Genomic DNA, 19,020 nt, shown 5'->3' on the forward strand with positions numbered 1-19,020 from the left:
TGGTTCGGTGAGGGTTAGACTGACGCGGTGTTCCTGCGCCCTTTTCGGGCGCTCAGCGGATGAAGGGGGGAATCTTCGATGAGCACTCAATGCCGTTTCTGCGGTGAAGCGGTCCGGCCGGACAGCATGTTCTGTCCGGCGTGCGGACAGCTCATCGACGCCGTCGCCGGCGTGGCTCCGCCGTTCCCCGGCGCGGATGCCGCACCGCGGCGGCAGGACTCGGCATCCCCCGTCGAGCCCGCACCGGTCCTCGCCCCTGTGCCCCTGCCGGCGCCGCGGAAGCCCGCTCGCAAGCCGGAGAGGGCAGAGCCGCAGGATCAGGAGTCCCCGCCGCAGAAGAAGCCGGCATCCTCCTCGCAGCCGACCGCGGCCGCTGTGCAGGTTCCGACCGCCGTGGTGCTGCCGGGCGGGAAGAAGCTTTCGCTGGAGAGCGTGCTCGTCCTCGGCCGATCGCCGGAACAGGGTGCCGCACAGTACAAAGGCGTCGCCGTTCGCCTTCCCGACCCTGAACGCGCGATGTCGCGTGTGCACCTCGTGATCTCCCCGGTGTCCGACGGCGTCACCGCGACCGATCCTGGTTCCGCGAACGGCACGTTCCTCGAGCGGGCCGGTGGCCAGTACGTCCTGGTCGCAGGAACGCCGACGAATCTTCTGCCGGGAGACCGCCTGCTGCTCGGTGATGCGACGCTCGTCGTCGCCTGAGCCCTCCGGTTCGATGGCTCGGCCGCACGCATGGGCATATCTCCCCATCGTTGAGCGCTCCCGCCCTGTGTTAGGAATGGTTACGCAGATCCAACCAGCGGCACAGCCGCATGACCAGGGGGTATGACATGGCCGAGATCAAGGTCACCTCAGAATCACTCGCAGGCGTCGCGAGCCAGCTCGCAAACGGCGCATCCTCGATCGAGTCGCAGCTCGGCAATCTGAAGGCCCTGGTTCAGGGACTGATCGCCGGAGACTGGGGCGGATCGGCATCGGAGACCTTCAACGATCTCTACGAGCAGTGGGACGCCGCCGGCCTCCAGCTGAAGGAATCGCTCAACGGCATCAGCGACCAGCTCAACAAGGCCTCGCTGGCGTACGAGGAGTCGGAGTCGAACATCGGCAACAGCTTCCGTCAGTAGTCCAACCGGCCGGGCCCTCGGGCCTGCCATCGTCACATGTGAGGGGGGTGCCTCATGGCGCATTTCGTGGTGAGCACGCCGTCGCTCGGCTTCTCCGCGGCATCCATGATGAATGCCGCGGGGATGCTCGACGCGCAGATCCAGCAGGCTCAGGGTGTCGTGAACGCCGTCGTCGGGGGAACCTGGACCGGCGATGCCGCCGACGCGTTCCTGGAGGAATGGAACTCGTTCATCACGAGCGCGGCGCTGACGCGGACGGCGCTGCTGAGCATCGCGACGCGACTGCACGGCGCCCAGGCCACCTATGAGACGACGGAGAGTCAGATCATCACCGCGACGCGCTCAGCGCGGGTGTCGATCAACCAGCCGGGCAAGGACGGGGAGCTCGGCACCAAGGACGACGAGAAGGTCAGCGTGACCCTCGCCGAGAGCGTCGGCGACTCGCGCGAGGACCTCACCGAACTCGTCGCAGAGATCAAGACCTTCACCAAGGGCGGGAGCGCTGAGGTATGACCGGGCAGCACACCTACGAGACGGGCGACATCCGTGGTCTCGAATCTGCGCTCAAGCAGCTGCAGGGCTACTGCAGCGATCTTCAGGCGCACGCGATGGCCGCGACCGCTGCGGTGGACTCCCAGTGGCAGGGCGTGGCCAACGCGGAGTTCGTGAACTCCGTGCAGGTATGGCAGGTCGGGGCGAGCGTGCTCACCTCGCACGCGGAGTTCCTCGCGACCTGGGCCGGAGCCGCAGCGACCGAGTACGAGACCGCCCAGACCTCCATGACGTCGAACTGGGCCGGGTGAACCATGGTGAACATCGATCCGGAGAAGTTCCGCTCGGCGGCAGACAACTTCGACGCCATCTCCACGCAGGCCGACACCTACGGCTCCTCCGCACGTTCGTCGTTGAACGGTTTCGACGGCATGGCCGGAACCGACCCAGGTGGAGAGCAGTTCGCCGAGGCGTACGACGAGATGGCGAAGGCGGCGCTTCAGGGCTTCGCGGACACTCAGGCGTCCGCACGCGATCTCGATCGCGGGCTCATGGCCGCTGCGGCCACGCACGCCCAGGCCAACGCGAACGCCGGCTACATCGTCTACGACGCCGCTGGTACGTATGTGCTGCGGGACAAGATCGAGAGCACCACGGTCTCATCCCCGCCCTCCGCTTTCGGCGGGCGCCCGGACACCATGGTCGACGGTCTGGATTCGGCCGCGGTCTGGATCTGGGATCAGATCATGAACCTCGTCGGCACGCTCTTCCCCGACGGCGACCCGGATAAGCTCCGCGAGGCCGGTACGACCTGGGCCAGCATCCTCGGAGATCTCGAGGCGTTGAAGACGTCGATCTCGACTGCGGATGCGCCGCTGAGCGGCATGGAGAGCGGCGAGCTCACCTCGATCTCCTCCAAGGTCGACGACTTCTCGGAGGGCCTCGGGAAGTTCGTCAGCAGCGACGACGGCATCGGTCAGATCGACAACATCTGCCGCGACTACGCGGACACCATCGAGGAGACGCATCGCGAATCGCGTCAGATGATGGTGCAGCTCGTGATCGAGGTCGTGGCGAGCATCGCGGTCGGCGGTCTGCTCTCCGTGGTCACCTTCGGCGCCTCCGCCGTCGTCGCCGGCTCCGGTATCGCCATCCGCATCGCGAACATCGGTGCGAGGATCGCCGGACTCGTCCAGAAGTGCGTCGCCGCCGCGATGCGGCTCTCGAGCAAGCTGCGGGCGATCGTCGCCGCGCTGCGCGCCGCCGGCACCCGGTTCCCGAAGCTGACCCGCGTGACGATCGAGGTCGTCTCCGGCACGACGGGCGCGATGGCTGCAGAGACCGTCGACCCCAACCCGAACTTCCTCGCGGCCTTCGCGGGCGGCTTCGTCGGCGGCAGCGTGACCGCGGCCGTGGTCGCGCCGTTCGGCAACGCCGGCCGACGAGTCGTCGTCCAGGCGCTCGGCAACGGCAGCGGCGGTGTGGCAGGCACGGCGACCGACATGGGCGTCCGAGGCGAGGAGATCACACCTGGCGCTCTCGCGCTGAGCGCCGGTCTCGGCGTGGTGATGTCCGCACGCCTCCCCAGTCGCAACTCGCCGACCGCCGGGAACGTGGACGGCGGACGCATCGAGACGCCCGACGCCAATGTTCCTGCCGGTGTCGGCGGCGACCCTGGCTCCACCAGCGTCGACGGCAACGGATCGAGGACAGATTACGACGGCCCGACCGGTGCCGGCAACGAGATCGGCTCGGGCGGCGGCGGTGACGGCGGCGGTGCGCCGACCGATCACGGCGAGGCTCCTGCCGAGACCGACATCAACGTGACGCCGCCGGTCGGCGACGGTTCCACCTCGGGCGACGGAACGTCGTCCGGTGATGGCACATCCGCGGGCGACAGCGCTCCGGAGCCGACGCCGGAGCCCACTCCGGAGCCGACGCCGGAGCCGACGCCGGAGCCGACCCCTGAGCCGACCCCTGAGCCGACCCCTGAGCCGACGCCGGAGCCCACTCCGGAGCCGACGCCGGAGCCCACTCCGGAGCCGACCCCTGAGCCGACGCCCGATGCCGAGGCCGACCCCGATGCGACGCCCGGCAGCTCCGAGGGCGCGGGACTCGGTTCTCGTGGTGTCCCGCACGGCGGCGGCGAGGCCGACGGCGGCCGGCCCCCTCGCGAGGACGGCGACGCCGAGGGCGAAGCCTCCGAGGAAGCCGACCCCGACGCCGATGCAGACGGCGACGGAAAGCCGGACGACGCGGATGCTGACGACACCGGCGACTCGCCGGAGGACGACGCAGCCGTCCCGCCGACGTCACCGACGGACGGCGATCGACTGTCACCGTCCGACTGGAACCCGGCGAACTCCTCGAACTCGAACGTGGCCGGTCTCTTCGACGCCGACGGCAACATGCGCTCGTTCGATGAGTGGAACGCAGCGAACGGCGACCCTGACGCACCGGCGAACCACAACAAGGGCACGTACGGCGAGCTCCAGGCGCAGGCGTTCATGGAGAGCAACGGCTGGACGCGCATCGACAACGGTGCGGACGGGTCGCATCCCGTCACGGCGCAGGGAATCGACGGCATCTACCGCCGGACCGGACCGGACGGCCAGACCGAGGTCGCAGTCATCGAGGCGAAGTACAACACCGCACGACTCGGGAACACGCTCGATGGACGTCAGATGAGCCACGACTGGCTGACCGGCGCCAACACCGGGACCAACCGCATCGACTCGGCGATGCAGGACACGTCTCAGGCTGACATCGACGCGGTGAATGACGCGCTCGCCTCCGGCGACGTGCAAAGCGGTCTCGCGCAGGTCGCGCCGGATGGCTCCATCAGGGTGCGCGAGCTGGGCGCCGACGGACACGTCGCCGGCGGGGACGGCAAGTTCACGGGATCCCCCGCGAACGGTGAAGGTCCCGCTACGCCGTCTACTCAGGCGTCCGGCTCTCATTCGACCTCCGGCGCTGCACCCCAGTCTTCTCACGACGTGCCGCAGACGCCGAGCGAGCCGGACTCGTCCACGAGTGCTGAGACACCCGCGGCGCCTGAGGCTGCTGGTGATCCCGCTCCGCAGAGTGACGGCGAGCCCGCAGCCGAGGGTGACGGCGAGCCCGCAGCCGAGGGTGACGGCGGCGACGTGCCGCCCAACGACGGTGACGGCCCAGGTGACGCCGCGGGTGCGGCAGGCGACCCCGGTTCAGGCGGCACAGCGGCACTCAGCGACGGCACGTCGCACACCGTGCAGGCGTCGCCAGAGCAGATCGCAGCGAACACCACCCCTTGGGATCAAGGCGAGTTCGGCGGACAGCCGCTCGACGACTTCCTTGCGGACCGCGGGTGGACTCGACACGACCTCGATGACGCACTCGACACGCACGTGCGCAATCTCACGCCCGATCAGGTCGACTTGCTCACGCAGGTGCGCGATTCGATCACTGTTGATGCAGACACCTGGATGCAGAAGGTCGTCGACGACAACTCCGCGCTCAACTACCTGTACAACGATCGTGCGGGACGCAACAGTCCTGATCGCATCTACGGATTCACGGCGCGCGCAGGCGACGTCGCGGACATGACGACTCCGCGCGACATCTTTGAGCGGCTCGGCCTGAACTATGAGGGGACGCAGTTCTCTCCGGCCGACCGAGATGTCACCGTCATCCGATATCAGACGGGTGACTTCGCAGAGAGCGTCGTGCCGCGGCATTCAGACTTGTTCGGCGGCACGGGGCACGGGTCGCAGAGCGACTGGGATTCCGGGGCGTGGCAGATCACGCCCGGTCGAGGTGACAATGCGCAGCCCATTGCAGATCGTGGCCCCGCAGATCCGAATGTTCCCGGGGCAGTCAAGCTGCCGCATGAGAATCCGCTCGTGGGCGCTGGGTGGACGCTCGGCTCGGATGGCGCTCCAGAGCTTCACACCGGTCGGGCGTCGGAGATGCGTGAGGGCGCAGAGATGTGGTCGATCCATCAAGACGGAAGTCAGCACCTGACTGCCGTGTTGAAGCAGACCGGTGTCGACACGCACGGCAACCCCATTCTGGAGTGGGTGGAGACAGCGTGAGCAGATTGAGTTCGGGGAAGTACACGCGCATCGATGATGTGCTTTACCGCATCGTCGGAAACTCAGCGTCCAACAGTCGGAACTGGGTACTGGTGGCGGTGGATCCGACCGTCGAGCCAGGGCGACGGGAGATCCCCGGGGGAACACCGGGCTACAAGTACATTTCGCCGTCCGCGACGTATCGGGGGACACGGCTGGATGATCTTGAATTCTTGGAAGATGGTCAGGTTGCGTTCATTGTGTGGGAATACCCGCACCAGCTCGATGGTCAGTGGCCCGACGGGGTGACGCTCCACAAGTACGGCAACCCGGAACGCGCGGGCGATGGGTATTGGACGGGGACGATCGCATGCTCAGAGTTGGCGGACTTCGATGATGGTCTCCCTGAAGAGTGGCGTCGGTTCCTGCCGGCAGGTGACGCCGGGTGAGGCGCGGTAGCGTGGTGACGTCGAAGGAGGCGTTGTGACGATCTGGCAGAAACTGCTCATGCCGGCGATGACGGACGCGATGCTCAAGGGTGGGCTCGCCGAGTTCGGTGGGCCCGTCGTGCGAGCGGGCGATGTGGTCGGGGTGCTCCCGGCCGACTTGGTCCGCGCATACGGGCTCGGCGGTGACGGGCTGGTCTTCCCCGAAGCGCCGGAGTACGTCGATGTGCTGCTGTTCGAGCAGCGTCCGCTGATGCGATTCGAGACGCCGTCCGACATCGGCGAACGGCCGTGGCCGACATACGAGACGGGGTTCCTGCGCGGCCCCGTGCGCGCCCCGGTCTGGCTTCTTGCGCGCACTCGCGTGCCGAGCGGATCGACCATTCAGCGCCTGCACGCCGATGGGCGCATCGAACAGCTCGCTGCCTTCGGATCGCCCGCGAAGGGATGGACGGGCGCAACCGGCTTCTATCCGCCGCTGCACATCGTCGGTCCGCGTGCGAAGTGGCGCGGTCACGATCTGCCGGCGGACTTCCTGCCGAACGGCCAGCCGGGCGTGGAGCTCGTGTGGATCGGCGACGAGGGCGTGCCGGACGGCTTCGAGCAGATCCGCCCGATGATCCATCGCCGTCTGGCGCCGTTCGGCGAGTGCGACGAGATCTTCGAGGTCGTCATCACCGCGAGCCATCGGGGGGTGCCGGTGCGAGTCCTGCAACAGGCCGCAGGCGAGGCGCTTCTTCTGCTGGAGAACCCCTCGTGGAGTCAGGTCGAAGAACTGCAGCCGGGGCCCGTCGAGCCCGGGTATTTCGAGCTGACGACCCCCAGTGCCGAACTCGAGAGCGTTCGGTCGGTAGCGAACGTCTGGGCGCCAGAGCCGTGAGCCTCGATGCGGCGGCGCGCGTGATCGACAGCGATCGCACTCGCTGAGCGACGACCCGACCGGGAGACGAGAAGGAGATTACGGTGCTGCGCGACACCCGTGCCGACCAGGCGTACTTCGATGACGTGGTGGAGTATCTGACCACACGATGCGAGAGCAACGATCGACGATTCGATCGACCAGTGGAGAAGTGGGCAGACCCGAAGATGATCGGGCAGGTCGCCGGCGACGTGATGAAACAACGCTGGGACCGATTCAGCGCACTTTATTCGCAGGGAGCGTCTGTTGAGGTGCTCCGTGCCGATTTCGACATCGTTCTGAGCGACGCGGAGCGAGCGCTGCGTCTTGAGTTGGAGTTCCTCTCGGATGAACATCGAGCTGTGCGGTTCGCGTTCGGCAACAGCAAGGACTTCTATCGCGAGTGGCTGTCGCTGGTGTCGCTGGCGCTGGCATTCCGCGTGGACGATGCGACTTTTGATCGTGTCGTCGCGGCAGTGCGGTTCGGCTGGGGAGATCGGCTGATCGATCGACTCATCGCCACGAGGCGCCCTGAGCACTCGGTGGGTGAGACGCTGTCATTTCCCAAGGTCGTCGGAGTGCTGGACGAAGCCTTCGACGCCGGTGATCCGTCGCAGAAGATCGAGAAGTACCTCAAGAACTGGTACAAGGCTTGGAAGGGCGTCTGGGGATGGGGCGGGCACGAGTTGGTCGGCAAGAGGAGCGTGTACTACGGGTACTGGGCGTTCGAGGCTCTCGGTGTGGCCACGGCTCTCGACATCGATGACACCGGATTGCGCAGTGACGAGTTCTATCCTGGCGATCTGCGGTCCGCTGGCGTATCTGCCTGATTCCCGTCCATACCCACAACGAAGGAGCAACTCATGACCGGTGGCATCGAGATCCCTGCGAGCCTCGACGAGGCTCGCGCAGTGCTCTCCGCCCGGCCAGTCGGTGTCGTGCCGTTCCAGATCCGCGCGCAGCTGCTCGCGGTGCAGGGCGTGGAGCAGGCGGTCGATTCCGCCGTGCCCGCGGTGGAGGACTACTACGTCGGTGCGATCCTGGATCTTCCGACGGCTGATGTGCCGGTCACCGCCACGATGCTCGGCGAGTGGGGTGTGACGATGGATGATGTGGTCACCGCCGGCGCCGCGGCTCGAGGTCAGGACGAGTCGCCGGTGGAGCAGTTCGGTGCCGCGCTCGTCATCCGCTCGATGCCCTTCGCCGCTGCCGCGCTGCGCGATCCGGCTGCAGTATCGGGTCTGCGACCTGATGCCGTGCCGGTGATCGTGGTGCCGGATGTCGGTCACACCCTCGTCGGGTTCGCTGATGATCCCGCATCGCTCGCATCAGTCGCGACCGCGGCCGAGCGCGTGCTGGCGAACACCGACCGCAGCGTGTCGATCACGCCTCTCGTGCGCGGTGCGTCGGGGTGGGAGCGATTCGAATGGCCGGAGAGCGTCGCGGCGGAGGTGGGTCGGATGCGTCGCCGCTGGGATCAGGTGCAGTACGCCGCCGCCCGAGAGGTTCTGGGTCGCACCTACGCCGCCGCAGGCGTGGACGTCTTCGTCGCCACGCTCGAGCTTGCCCAGCAGAGCGAAGAGGGCCCCTACACCACGTATGCGACGGTGACGAAGGACGTGCACACCGTGGTTCCGCGCGCGGATCTGATCGTGCTGAACGGCGGCGACGGGCGGATGCAGCGGGTGCCGTTCGAGCGGCTGATCGAGCTGCCCGGTGTGCTGACGCCTTCCGCCGGCACGGTTCCCGAGCATTTCGAGGTGGCGCGTTTCCCCGAAGAGCTTCTGGCCGGCTGATCCTGCAGGACCCGAACATCGAGGAGAATCATGAACGAGGAATGGATCCGCCTGTGCGGACTGCTCGATGATGACGCGGAGCTGGCCGCCTCGGTGAAACAGGCGGTCGACGATCCGGACGCGTACTATGCGGCGCACGCCGATGATCTTCTCGACCGCGGCATCGAGTCCGCCTCCGACATCGATCCCTGGCTCGTCATCATCGACGGACTCGACGAAGCCGGAGCGCTCGCCTACCTCGACTGGAAGGACGGAGGTGCACAGCTCGCCGACGCTCTCGCCGGCCTGCCGCGCATCTTCGCGACCGGGATCGACCTCGACGCGGTCGGAGACATCGAGGCAGATCTGCCGACGGCCGTCGCGGTCGCGAACGGCATGCTCGACGAGCACGGCCTCACGCTCGTCTACCTCGAGGAAGATTCCGACGCCTACCCGCTGGTCGCCGTCGAGGCCGACGACGCGGAGCAGATCGTCGCGCTCGCGAGTGCGCTCGGGCACGTCGCCCGCACGCACCCCTGACAGACGCGGTCAGCGCACCGCGTCGGCGAGGTGCCGGGAGTCGGTGCTGAGCACCTTCACGATGATGCCTCGCTGGCGCAGATCGGTGATCGTGCGCGTCTCTTCGTCACGGTCGCGCCCCAGGGCGTGCACGTTGGCCACGACCAGCACGTCGCCCTTGTGCAGGGTCGCGATGAAGCGGGCCAGACGATCGCTCCAGCTCTCGAGGATCTCAGGAGCCGGATGCCGGAACCCCTCGATCGGAACGCCGAAGCGGGTCAGATCATCGCGCTGCTGCACGACCGATGGCATCCCCTCACGGGAGACGACCAGTCCGACCAGTCGCGAGCTCGCAGGGCGTGCGTGCCACCAGTCGTGATCATGCTGCAACTCGGTGAAGCACTTCTCGCACTGCGTCGCCGCATGCGGCAGGTGCAACGGACTCGTCATCGGTTCGCCGATGGGATGTTTCCCGGTCGTCAGATCAGTCGTATCGCTCATCGGCGCACCTCCAGCATCCATTGTGCCCTGCGCCTCGGACAACCAGGTACCCGCGCCGGAAGATCGGGTCAGAGCACTCCGAGCGACCTGACCGCGTCCCGCTCCTCGACGAGCTCGGCGACTGAGGCGTCCACGCGCGCGCGAGCCCATTCGTCCAGCTCCAGGCCTTCGACGATCTGCCACTCGCCGTCGACCGATCGCACAGGGAACGACGACATGAGGCCCTCGGGAACCCCGTACTCGCCGTGCGAGACCACGCCGGCGCTGGTCCAGTCATCCGTGCCGCGCACCCAGTCGCGGGCGTGCTCGATCGCGGCGTTCGCAGCGGATGCCACGGACGACGATCCACGCACCTCGATGATCTCTGCGCCGCGCTTCGCGACACGGGGGATGAAGGTCTGCTCGAGCCAGGTGCGCACGTCTCCGACACGTTCGGCCAGCGCTTCGACCACGGGTCGTCCGTCGACGGTGGCGTGCGAGACATCGGGGAACTGGGTCGCCGAGTGATTGCCCCAGATCGGTACGCGACGGATGCTCGACACCGGGGCGTCGAGGGCGGCGGCGACCTGCGCACGGGCGCGGTTCTCGTCGAGTCTGGTCAGCGCGGTGAAGCGCTCGGCCGGAAGCCCTTCCGCGGATGCCGCGGCGATCAGCGCATTCGTGTTCGCGGGGTTGCCGACCACGGTGACGCGCACATCCGCCGCTGCGTGCTCGGCGATCGCCTTGCCCTGCGGTCCGAAGATGCCGGCGTTGGCCGCCAGCAGATCCCCGCGCTCCATGCCAGGACCGCGGGGCCGCGCGCCGACCAGCAGCGCGAGGTTCGCTCCGTGGAAGCCGGTCGCCGCATCATCGGTCACCTCGACGTGCTCGAGCAGGTCGAAGGCGCCGTCGTGCAGCTCCAGAGCCGCTCCCTCGGCGGATCTGAGCCCCTGAGGGATCTCCAGCAGCCGCAGCCGTATCTTCTCGTCGGGGCCCAGCAGGTCTCCGGCCGCGATGCGGAACAGCAGTGCGTACCCGATCTGTCCGCCCGCACCCGTGATGGTGATCGTCGTAACCATGATCCGAGCCTACGCCGACACCGCTCAGCGCCGACACGAGTCCGGCCTCATTGCCCGCACACAGCGCAGCCTGCGCGGTACTCTCATCCCATGACGTTCAACCCTGACTCCGACATCTCGGGACATCGGACGCGTCGCCCTGGTCGCACCGCGGCGATCGCCGGTGGCGGCGTCGGAATCCTCGGCATCCTCGCGCTGCTCGCTGGACCGCTGTTCGGGATCGACCTGTCGGGCCTGGTCGGCGGCGGCTCGCAAGGCGGCGCACCGCAGGAATCCGGTGGCACGGTGCTCGCGTGCGAGACGGGTGAGGACGCGAACACCCAGGATGACTGCCGCATGGCCGGCGCCCAAGTGCTGCTGGACGACTACTGGGCGCAGCACGTCGAGGGCTACACGCCTCCTCAGCTGTACGTCTTCGAGGGGCAGACCTCCACGCAGTGCGGCACGGCGTCCAACTCCGTCGGACCGTTCTACTGCCCGCCCGAGCAGGGCGTGTACATCGACCCCGACTTCTTCCAGATCATGCGTCAGCAGTTCGATGCCTCAGCCGGTGAGCTGGCGCAGCTGTACATCGTCGGCCACGAGTGGGGCCACCACATCCAGAACATCACCGGCATCATGACGCAGTACCCGAACAACGGCTCCGGCCCCGACAGCAACAGCGTGCGCACCGAGCTGCAGGCCGACTGCTACGCCGGCGCCTGGCTCGCAGACGCCGCGACGCTCGAAGACGAGAACGGTGTCGAGTATCTGCAGACGCCGACCGAAGCGCAGTTGAAGGACGCGCTGAACGCGGCGTTCACCGTCGGCGACGATCACATCCAGGAGCAGTCGGGCTTCAGCAATCCGGAGTCCTGGACGCACGGGTCGAGCGAGCAGCGGCAGTACTGGTTCGCGAGCGGATACGAGAACGGCCTCGGCAGCTGCGACACATTCGCCGTCGACGGCAGCCAGCTCTGAGCCACGCCTGCGCGGGTCTTCCGACACTGAGCGGTACGGTGGAATGACCGCCAGAAGGCGGACGACTCACTGACCGGGGGGCCAGAAGCCGATGAAGTTGGACGCACTGTATCCGCCGATCGAACCGTACGACAGCGGGATGCTGATCGTGGGCGACGGCCAGCGCATCGCGTGGGAGGTGAGCGGCAATCCAGAGGGCAAGCCGGTCGTCTTCCTGCACGGCGGACCCGGCAGCGGCGTCTCGCCCTGGCAGCGGCAGTTCTTCGATCCGGAGAAGTACCGGATCGTGCTGTTCGATCAGCGCGGTTGCGGCAAGAGCACTCCGCACGTCAGTGCGCCGGACGCCGATCTCCGGTTCAACACCACGCCGCACCTGGTCGCCGACATCGAGCTGCTGCGCAAGAACCTGGGCATCACGAGGTGGCAGGTCTTCGGAGGCTCTTGGGGGAGTGCGCTCGCGCTCGCCTATGCGCAGGCACACCCGGATGCGGTGAGCGAACTGATCCTGCGCGGAATCTTCACGCTGAGGCGCGTCGAGCTGGAATGGTTCTGCGACGGTGGAGCCGCGGTGCTCTTCCCCGAACTGTGGGAGGAGTTCATCGCTCCTATCCCCGTGCTCGAGAGAAGCCGGATGACAGAGGCGTATCACCGTCGGCTGAGCGATCCGGATCCCGCGGTGCACGTGCCGGCGGCCGTCGCCTGGGCGAAGTGGGAGGCATCGATCGTCACCCTCCGCCCGGACGCTGACGTGATCGCCTCGATGACCGAGCCTGCTGCAGCCATCGCGCTCGCACGGATCGAGAACCACTTCTTCCTGCACCGCGGGTGGCTGAGCGAGGGGCAGCTGATCGCGGGGGTCGACCGGATCCGGCACATCCCCGCCGTCATCGTGCAGGGCCGCTATGACGCCGGCACGCCGATGATGACGGCCTGGGACCTTCACAAGGCCTGGCCGGAGGCGGAGTTCGTCGTCATCGACGATGCCGGCCATGCGGCATCCGAACCCGGCATCCAGCAGGCGCTGCGCGACGCGACAGACCTCTTCGCCGACGACTGACTCAGGCGCGGAGCGCTCGAAGCAGGGTCTTCACCAGCCCGAGAGCGCCGCCGTCAGCACGGAAGCGCGTGAGCCCCTCCGATACCTGAGCGCCTGTGCGTGCCGTGACGAACCACGGCGGCTTCGGGAGGATCGTGAACCGCCCTCCGCCGTTCACGACGGGCAACGACCGCGGGAACGGCCGGAACGGGCCGCGCAGGACCGATCGTTCGACACGGTCGAGCAGCAGTGCGTTGTGCACCACACCGATCCCGCTGCCGACGTCGGCCAGAGTGTTGCCGGGGAACGCGCCCCACGTCAGCGTGGGCGTGATGAATCCGACCGCGGTCCAGACGTTGATCGCGATCGAGCCGTAGCGCAGCTCGGTGATCGCGCGCTCGAATCCGGTGCCGAGCGCTTTCTGCGTTGCCGGGTCGATCAGCAGGTTCGCGCCGAGCGTGCCCTGCAGCTCGTCGTTCGCATGTGCCACGGCGGCATCCAGGAACTCCTGCCCCGTGCCCGCGACCTCGACCACGCCCAGCACCGGGCCGAAGTACTCGGTGCTCTGCAGCGCCGACGCGTCCTCGCCACGCCCGACCTCTATGAGGAGCCGGTCGCCGAGCACCAGCGCGTCCGGGTAGTCCTCCGACGCCTGCTGCATGCGCGCATCCGATCCCGGGTACCAGGTCGGGCGCTCCGGAGCCTTGGCGTAGGCGCGGCGCAGCGCGGCACGGAAGGCATCCGCCTGCTCCCAGTCCGACGACATGATCACGACCTGCCCGGCGATGCAGTTGTGCCCGCAGTTCTGCAACCGCATCGTCGCGATGTGCTCGGCCTGGAAGGCTATGTCGGCGTCGGTCCACTCACCTGGCACGACGATGATCGGCGAGACACCGCCGAGCTCTGCGGTGATCGGCTTCTTCAGCTGCGGACGGTCCTCGCGGCGCCGGCGCTTTCCCGCCGACCCCGTGCCCCATGTGATCGCGTCGAACGTCGCCGCGGACCCGGTGATGTGCACGTGGGCGAGCTTCGGATGGGCGGTGAGGTAGGCGCCGACGTCGCCGCCGCCGCGGACGATGCGCAGGAATCCCGGCTCGATCAGCGGTGCGAACGCGTGCTCGAACACGGAGACCAGTGAATCCTGCGTCGGATTCACCTTCAACAGCGCCGTGCGGTTGTGCGCGAGCAGCTCGTAGAGCACATCGAGCACGGGGATCGACGTCACATTGCCTGCGCCGAGAACGAGCCCCACGCCGCCGGACTCTCCCGGCGTGCGCTGTGCAAGACCGGCGCCGGCGCGTGCGGAGCGCGGCGTGACTCCTGGCTCGAGCCAGACCTCACCGGCGAAGCCCGACAGCAGCACCTTGTCGACTCCCGTCAGGGGGAAGGCGTGCACGCGGGTTCGTCCACCGGGCGCCCTGTCGATGCGGATGCCTTCGAGCGGGTTGCGCCCCTCCGACAGTCTCGTGAGCGTCTCGATGTACGCATCGAGGGCGCCGAGGGCGCTGTACGGTCCCGAGAGCCACTCCTCGCCGCGCAACGGATGTCCGCCGTTCAGACCCTTGGACACGGCAGCGGTGTGCGCCCACTCCTCCGATGCTGACGCGACGGCGGCGCGCACGGCGCGCAGGAGCGTGGCCCGTTGCCCGACGGCGAGAGCCGACCAACTGCGCGCTCCCGCATCCAGGTCGGCGATCGCCGCGTCCAGAAGATCGCGGTCGACCTCGTCGAGTCCTTGTGCGGGGGCCACGGTGGTCGTTGACGTCATCGGCATCTCCTTCGTGCGGGTACGCGCCCAGCCTAGGATCGATCCGCCGACTGCGGAGCAGCTGTTGTGCCATTCCTCACACGAACGTCACCCGAGCTCCTCGATATCGTGACGGCGCAGGGTGTAGCGGGCGAGCGGGATCAGGCTGAGTGCCATGAGAGCGGCAGGGAGGATGCTGAAGCTGAGCACGATGCCCGCGACGGCGGCATCCGGTTGGTCGGTGCTCACCCCGGCGACGCTGGAGACGTATCCGGTCGAGGCGAGCATGAGCGCGACGGCGGTCGCCCCCAGCGCGAACCCGATCGTCTCGCCAGCGGTCCAGATGCCGGTGAACGTCCCGGCCCGACCAGGGCCCGTCGCGTGCTCATCGTGCGAGATGACGTCGGGCAGCATCGCCATCGGGAGGGACTGCAGACCGGCGTAGGCGATGCCGGCGACGGCCACGGAGGCGTAGATCCACGCTCCCGGTGCCCATACCGCGAGGGTGATCGTCGCCGATGCGGCCAGGAACAGGATGCTGGCGGCGAGGAACGAGCGCTCCTTGCCGATGCGATTCGCGATCACCGTCCAGGCCGGAGTCGCGATGAGGGCGGGGCCGACCAGGGCGACGAACAGCACTTCGACCGCGGCCTCGTCGTTCAGCACCCAGGTCGCGACGTACTGCGCACCGGCCAGCATGGTCCCGGTGGCGAGAGCCTGAAGAAGGAACGTGCCCAGCAGCGCCCGGAACGGCCGACTGCGGCGCAGCGCACGGAACCCGGACAGGTACTGCGTGCGCAGGCTCGTCGTCGTCGCGCCGTCCTGCGACACGGCCGAAGGGTCGGCGTCGATGGCGGCGGCCTTCGCCGCGGCATCCGCAGTGCGACTCGCGCTGAGCATGCCGATCCCGATGGCGACACCGGCGATGCTGCCCATCAGCAGGTAACCGGTGACCGGATCGCCGGTCGCGCGGCGCAGCATCGGGCCACCCGCCCCGAACAGCAGGATCGCGGCGGTCAGCACGACCACGCGCCAGCCCAGCAGCCGGGTGCGCTCGTCGTAGCTGCGCGTCAGCTCGGCCGGCAGCGCGACGTAAGGGACCTGGAACAGGCTGAATGCGGTCGCAGTGCCGAGGAAGGCGAGCAGGACGCAGATCGCACTCGCGACCGGTCCCCACGAGGGCGGGACGGCGAACGTGAGTGCGAAGAAGATCGGCAGCGTCAGACCGCCGATCACCATGAACCCTCGGCGCGAGCCGGTGCGTGCGAGCTGACGGTCGGATGCCGCGCCGATCAGCGGGTCGATCACCACATCCCACACCTTCGCCACCGTGACGATGACGCCGGCGGCGAGGGCTGCGACGCCGAGATTGTCGGTGAGGAAGTAGGCCAGGACGAGGCCGGGCAGGGTCGAATAGCCACCGGTGCCGAGGGATCCGATCGCATAGTTCACGATCGTTCGCGCGGAGAGGCGGACGGGTGCCCGCTCGGGTCGAGCGTCAGTGCTCATCGCGCCAGTGTAGCGGCGCGGAGTGGCGTCAGATCAGCGCGAGTTCGCGGAGCTTCGCCTCGACGTCCTCGTTGCGGGGCTCGACGTGGTGCGAGGCGTCCGGGTACACGACGACGGGGATGTTCGTACGACCCGAGATCTCCTTGGCGACGTCGGCCGCTGCAGGCTCGGCGACGAGGTCGACGTAGGTGTACTCCACGCCGAGGTCGTCGAGCTGCTTCTTGGTGCGGATGCAGTCGCGGCACCAGTCGGCACCGAACAGCGTGATCGAGTCTGAGGCGGGAGAAGTCATGAATCCAGGATACGGGCGTGCGGATGGGCGGGCGCTGAAACGAATCCGAGGTGCTCGGGCGCTCTGCACAGGTTCCGGGCGGGCGCGAGAGTTCATAGCGGAACGTGAAACGATGGGTACGGCTGACCGGCGCGATCAGAGGGGACGAACATGCGCACTGCTGTCACGATCATCGTCCCCACGTTCAACGAACGCGAGAACATCGCCGAACTGGTCGCGCGCACCGGCGCGGCGCTCGCGGATCGCGACGCCGAGATCCTCATCATCGACGACAGTACGGACGGCACCGCAGGCGAGGTCGAGCGGGTATCGGGGTCGGCGCCGCTTCCGGTGCGGGTGATGCATCGCGCGGAGAACACCGGCGGCCTCGGAGGTGCCGTCGCGCTCGGCCTGGCGGAGGCCGCGGGCGACATCTGCATCGTGATGGACGGCGATCTCCAGCATCCGCCCGAGCTGATCCCTGACATGCTCTCGCGTTTCGAGAAGGGCGACGTCGACGTCGTCGCGGCATCCCGTTACGTGGGTGGCGGCGACTCGCGTGGCCTCGGCACGGCGATGCGGTTCGGCGTCTCGCGGGCCGCGACCTGGCTCACCAAGGCGATGTTCCCCCGCCGGCTCGCGGGCAGCTCCGATCCGATGACAGGGTTCTTCCTCGTGGACAGGCTCAGCCTCGACGTGCCCGCGCTGCGTCCGCAGGGCTTCAAGATCCTGCTCGAGATCCTCGCGAGGTCGGATGTGCGCATCGCCGAGGTTCCGATGGAGTTCTCCGAGCGCCGCAACGGCACGTCGAAGGCCACGCTCCGTCAGGGAGCGACCTTCATCGCCCATCTCACGCGCCTGCGTTTCGGAAAGATGTCGCGGTTCGCCGTGATCGGCGGCATCGGAGCCGTTCTGAACCTCGCCATCATGTGGGCGCTCACCACGGTGGGGATGCCCTACATCTGGGCCGCGATCATCGGCGCCGAGGTCACCATCGTCGGCAACTTCTTTCTGCAGGAGCGGTTCGTCTTCGGCGATATGCGCCCCGATGCCAGAGGAGTGGGTGCCAGATTCGCCGCATCCTTCACGTTCAACAACGTCGAGGCGGCCCTGCGCATCCCGATCATGGCGCTCATGGTCGAGACCTGGCACATCTCCAGCGTGCTGGCGACCGCACTCTCGCTGATCGTGGCGTTCTTCGCGCGCTTCCTGTTCCACTCGCTGTTCGTGTACGCGCCCCGTCGAGGGCGGGCGAGAGCGGATGCCGGTGCCGCGGTTTCCGAGCCGAAAGCGGACACCGCCGCGCAGCGCATCATCCGTGCGATCGACGCAGAGGCGATGCGGCCGGGCGAGCTCTGACCCGTCGGGCTACGATGTCCCGGTGAGCGAACACACGGCGCCTTCCCGATATCGGCTGACGAGCATGCGGCCGCGGGACCCGCAGCAGCCGCACCGCTCGGCGAGCATGCTCGAGCTGTTCTTCGATCTCGTGTTCGTGGTCGCGGTCTCCATCGCCTCTGCGGAGCTTCATCATGCGCTCGCCGAAGGGCACTTCCTGCACGGCATCACGAGCTATGCGATGGTGTTCTTCGCGATCTGGTGGGCGTGGATGAACTTCACCTGGTTCGCCACCTCGTACGACACGGACGACTGGCTCTACCGGGTGCTGACGATCGTGCAGATGGGTGGCGTGCTGGTCCTCGCGGCCGGCGTCCCCGATGCTTTCGGGCATGCCGACTTCACGATCGCCGTGGTCGGCTACGTCATCATGCGCGTCGCGATGATCGCCCAGTGGCTGCGCGCGTCGCGCCACTCCGGGCTGCTGCGCAGCGCGACCCGGCGATACGCGCTGGGGATCGCCGTCGCGCAGGTGCTCTGGATCGGATTCCTCTTCCTGCCCGCAGAAGTCCGCATCCCCGCCTTCGTGCTGTTCGCGCTCGTCGAGATCTCGATCCCGGTCTTCGCGGAGTACCGGCATCAGACCCCGTGGCATCCGCATCACATCACCGAGCGCTACGGGCTGTTCACCCTCATCGTGCTCGGAGAGAGCCTGCTCGCCTCGGCGAACGCCATCATCGAGGCGCTGCACGAGGTGGACCGGCTCGGGCCGCTCATCGCGATCGCCGTGCTGACCCTCGTGGTGACGGCCTCGCTGTGGTGGATCTACTTCTGGCCGCCGCACCACCACGCGATCACCTCGTTCAGACGCTCACTGCGCTACGGCTACACGCACTACTTCGTCTTCGCCGCCGCTGCCGCGTTCTCGGCGGGCATCGAGGTCGAGATCGACGTACTCACCGGGCACAGCGAACTGAGTCCGGTCGCCGCGTCGTTCACGGTCACCGTGCCGATCGCCGTCTTCCTCCTGGGGATCTGGTGGATCGCGATCCGCGACAACGCCGACCGCATCGTCAACACCGTCGTCCCGATCGCGGCGCTCCTCGTGCTGTTCGATCCGCTCATCCCCATCCCGGTCACGCTGACCGCCGGCATCCTGATCGTCGTCGTGACCGTGCTGGTGATCCGCCCGCCCGTCCGCAAGCGATCTACCGACGCGCACGAGAATTGATCTGCAACGTGAGACTCGTGTTGCCCACGCCCTTCTCACGCAGCAGGTCGATTCTCACGCTTT

Annotated in this window: 19 protein-coding genes; 14 read left to right on the top strand and 5 right to left on the bottom strand. The window is 67.7% G+C overall.

The annotated features are described in order from the left end of the window. Positions 1-78 precede the first annotated feature (78 nt). From ACYVG2_RS07670 to ACYVG2_RS07715, 10 genes are all read left to right on the top strand, one after another. Positions 79-702: an FHA domain-containing protein gene (locus ACYVG2_RS07670; protein WP_460780421.1), complete on the top strand. Its 624-nt coding sequence runs from the start codon at positions 79-81 to the stop codon at positions 700-702. A gap of 128 nt (positions 703-830) precedes the next feature. After that, the gene (locus ACYVG2_RS07675) at positions 831-1,124 is read left to right on the top strand and encodes a WXG100 family type VII secretion target (protein ID WP_307361391.1); all 294 of its coding nucleotides are present in this window, start codon (positions 831-833) and stop codon (positions 1,122-1,124) included. A 54-nt stretch (positions 1,125-1,178) separates the two neighbouring features. Continuing rightward, positions 1,179-1,637 (top strand): WXG100 family type VII secretion target, encoded by a 459-nt coding sequence (locus ACYVG2_RS07680; RefSeq protein ID WP_460780422.1) that lies wholly within the window; start codon positions 1,179-1,181, stop codon positions 1,635-1,637. Next, a complete protein-coding gene (locus ACYVG2_RS07685) occupies positions 1,634-1,927 on the top strand; it encodes a hypothetical protein (RefSeq protein WP_448966643.1) in 294 nt (97 codons plus the stop codon). Before ACYVG2_RS07680 ends, ACYVG2_RS07685 begins: the two co-directional genes overlap by 4 nt. A 3-nt stretch (positions 1,928-1,930) precedes the next feature. After that, a complete protein-coding gene (locus ACYVG2_RS07690) occupies positions 1,931-5,689 on the top strand; it encodes a WXG100-like domain-containing protein (RefSeq protein WP_460780423.1) in 3,759 nt (1,252 codons plus the stop codon). Continuing rightward, a complete protein-coding gene (locus ACYVG2_RS07695) occupies positions 5,686-6,117 on the top strand; it encodes a hypothetical protein (protein WP_460780424.1) in 432 nt (143 codons plus the stop codon). The genes ACYVG2_RS07690 and ACYVG2_RS07695 overlap by 4 nt, the downstream gene beginning before the upstream one ends. A 34-nt stretch (positions 6,118-6,151) precedes the next feature. After that, positions 6,152-6,994, top strand: coding sequence for a hypothetical protein (locus ACYVG2_RS07700; RefSeq protein WP_460780426.1), 843 nt, complete (start codon positions 6,152-6,154; stop codon positions 6,992-6,994). Between the two features lie 83 nt (positions 6,995-7,077). Next, complete coding sequence (locus ACYVG2_RS07705; protein ID WP_460780427.1) at positions 7,078-7,842, top strand: PoNe immunity protein domain-containing protein; 765 nt, start codon at positions 7,078-7,080, stop codon at positions 7,840-7,842. Positions 7,843-7,875: 33 nt separating this feature from the next. Next, positions 7,876-8,808, top strand: a complete 933-nt coding sequence (locus ACYVG2_RS07710) for a hypothetical protein (protein ID WP_460780428.1) — start codon at positions 7,876-7,878, stop codon at positions 8,806-8,808. Between the two features lie 30 nt (positions 8,809-8,838). Continuing rightward, positions 8,839-9,327: a DUF6630 family protein gene (locus tag ACYVG2_RS07715; protein WP_460780429.1), complete on the top strand. Its 489-nt coding sequence runs from the start codon at positions 8,839-8,841 to the stop codon at positions 9,325-9,327. A 9-nt stretch (positions 9,328-9,336) separates the two neighbouring features. On the opposite strand, the gene ACYVG2_RS07720 is transcribed toward ACYVG2_RS07715, so the two are convergent. Further along, positions 9,337-9,807 carry a recombinase family protein gene (locus ACYVG2_RS07720; protein ID WP_460780430.1) on the bottom strand — a complete coding sequence of 157 codons (471 nt, stop codon included), beginning with the start codon at positions 9,805-9,807 and terminating at the stop codon, positions 9,337-9,339. Between the two features lie 68 nt (positions 9,808-9,875). Then, complete coding sequence (locus ACYVG2_RS07725; RefSeq protein WP_460780431.1) at positions 9,876-10,865, bottom strand: malate dehydrogenase; 990 nt, start codon at positions 10,863-10,865, stop codon at positions 9,876-9,878. Between the two features lie 90 nt (positions 10,866-10,955). Here ACYVG2_RS07725 and ypfJ point away from each other — a divergent pair, with 90 nt between their 5' ends. Both ypfJ and pip read left to right on the top strand, forming a co-directional pair. Continuing rightward, a complete protein-coding gene (ypfJ, locus tag ACYVG2_RS07730; protein WP_460780432.1) occupies positions 10,956-11,825 on the top strand; it encodes a KPN_02809 family neutral zinc metallopeptidase in 870 nt (289 codons plus the stop codon). 91 nt (positions 11,826-11,916) lie between these two features. After that, positions 11,917-12,882 carry a prolyl aminopeptidase gene (gene pip / locus ACYVG2_RS07735; RefSeq protein ID WP_460780433.1) on the top strand — a complete coding sequence of 322 codons (966 nt, stop codon included), beginning with the start codon at positions 11,917-11,919 and terminating at the stop codon, positions 12,880-12,882. Position 12,883: 1 nt separating this feature from the next. Here the strand turns inward: pip and ACYVG2_RS07740 are convergent, their stop codons facing one another. The 3 genes from ACYVG2_RS07740 to ACYVG2_RS07750 form a co-directional block, all read right to left on the bottom strand. Next, a complete protein-coding gene (locus ACYVG2_RS07740; RefSeq protein ID WP_460780434.1) occupies positions 12,884-14,629 on the bottom strand; it encodes an aldehyde dehydrogenase family protein in 1,746 nt (581 codons plus the stop codon). An 87-nt stretch (positions 14,630-14,716) separates the two neighbouring features. Continuing rightward, a complete protein-coding gene (locus ACYVG2_RS07745) occupies positions 14,717-16,117 on the bottom strand; it encodes an MFS transporter (RefSeq protein WP_460780435.1) in 1,401 nt (466 codons plus the stop codon). A 28-nt stretch (positions 16,118-16,145) separates the two neighbouring features. Then, the gene (locus ACYVG2_RS07750; RefSeq protein WP_448966629.1) at positions 16,146-16,409 is read right to left on the bottom strand and encodes a glutaredoxin family protein; all 264 of its coding nucleotides are present in this window, start codon (positions 16,407-16,409) and stop codon (positions 16,146-16,148) included. Between the two features lie 150 nt (positions 16,410-16,559). Here ACYVG2_RS07750 and ACYVG2_RS07755 point away from each other — a divergent pair, with 150 nt between their 5' ends. Together ACYVG2_RS07755 and ACYVG2_RS07760 are read left to right on the top strand one after the other, a co-directional pair. After that, complete coding sequence (locus ACYVG2_RS07755) at positions 16,560-17,747, top strand: glycosyltransferase (RefSeq protein ID WP_460780436.1); 1,188 nt, start codon at positions 16,560-16,562, stop codon at positions 17,745-17,747. A gap of 64 nt (positions 17,748-17,811) precedes the next feature. Beyond that, complete coding sequence (locus ACYVG2_RS07760) at positions 17,812-18,957, top strand: low temperature requirement protein A (protein WP_460780766.1); 1,146 nt, start codon at positions 17,812-17,814, stop codon at positions 18,955-18,957. Positions 18,958-19,020 lie beyond the last annotated feature (63 nt).

Source organism: Microbacterium shaanxiense (genome assembly GCF_054779995.1).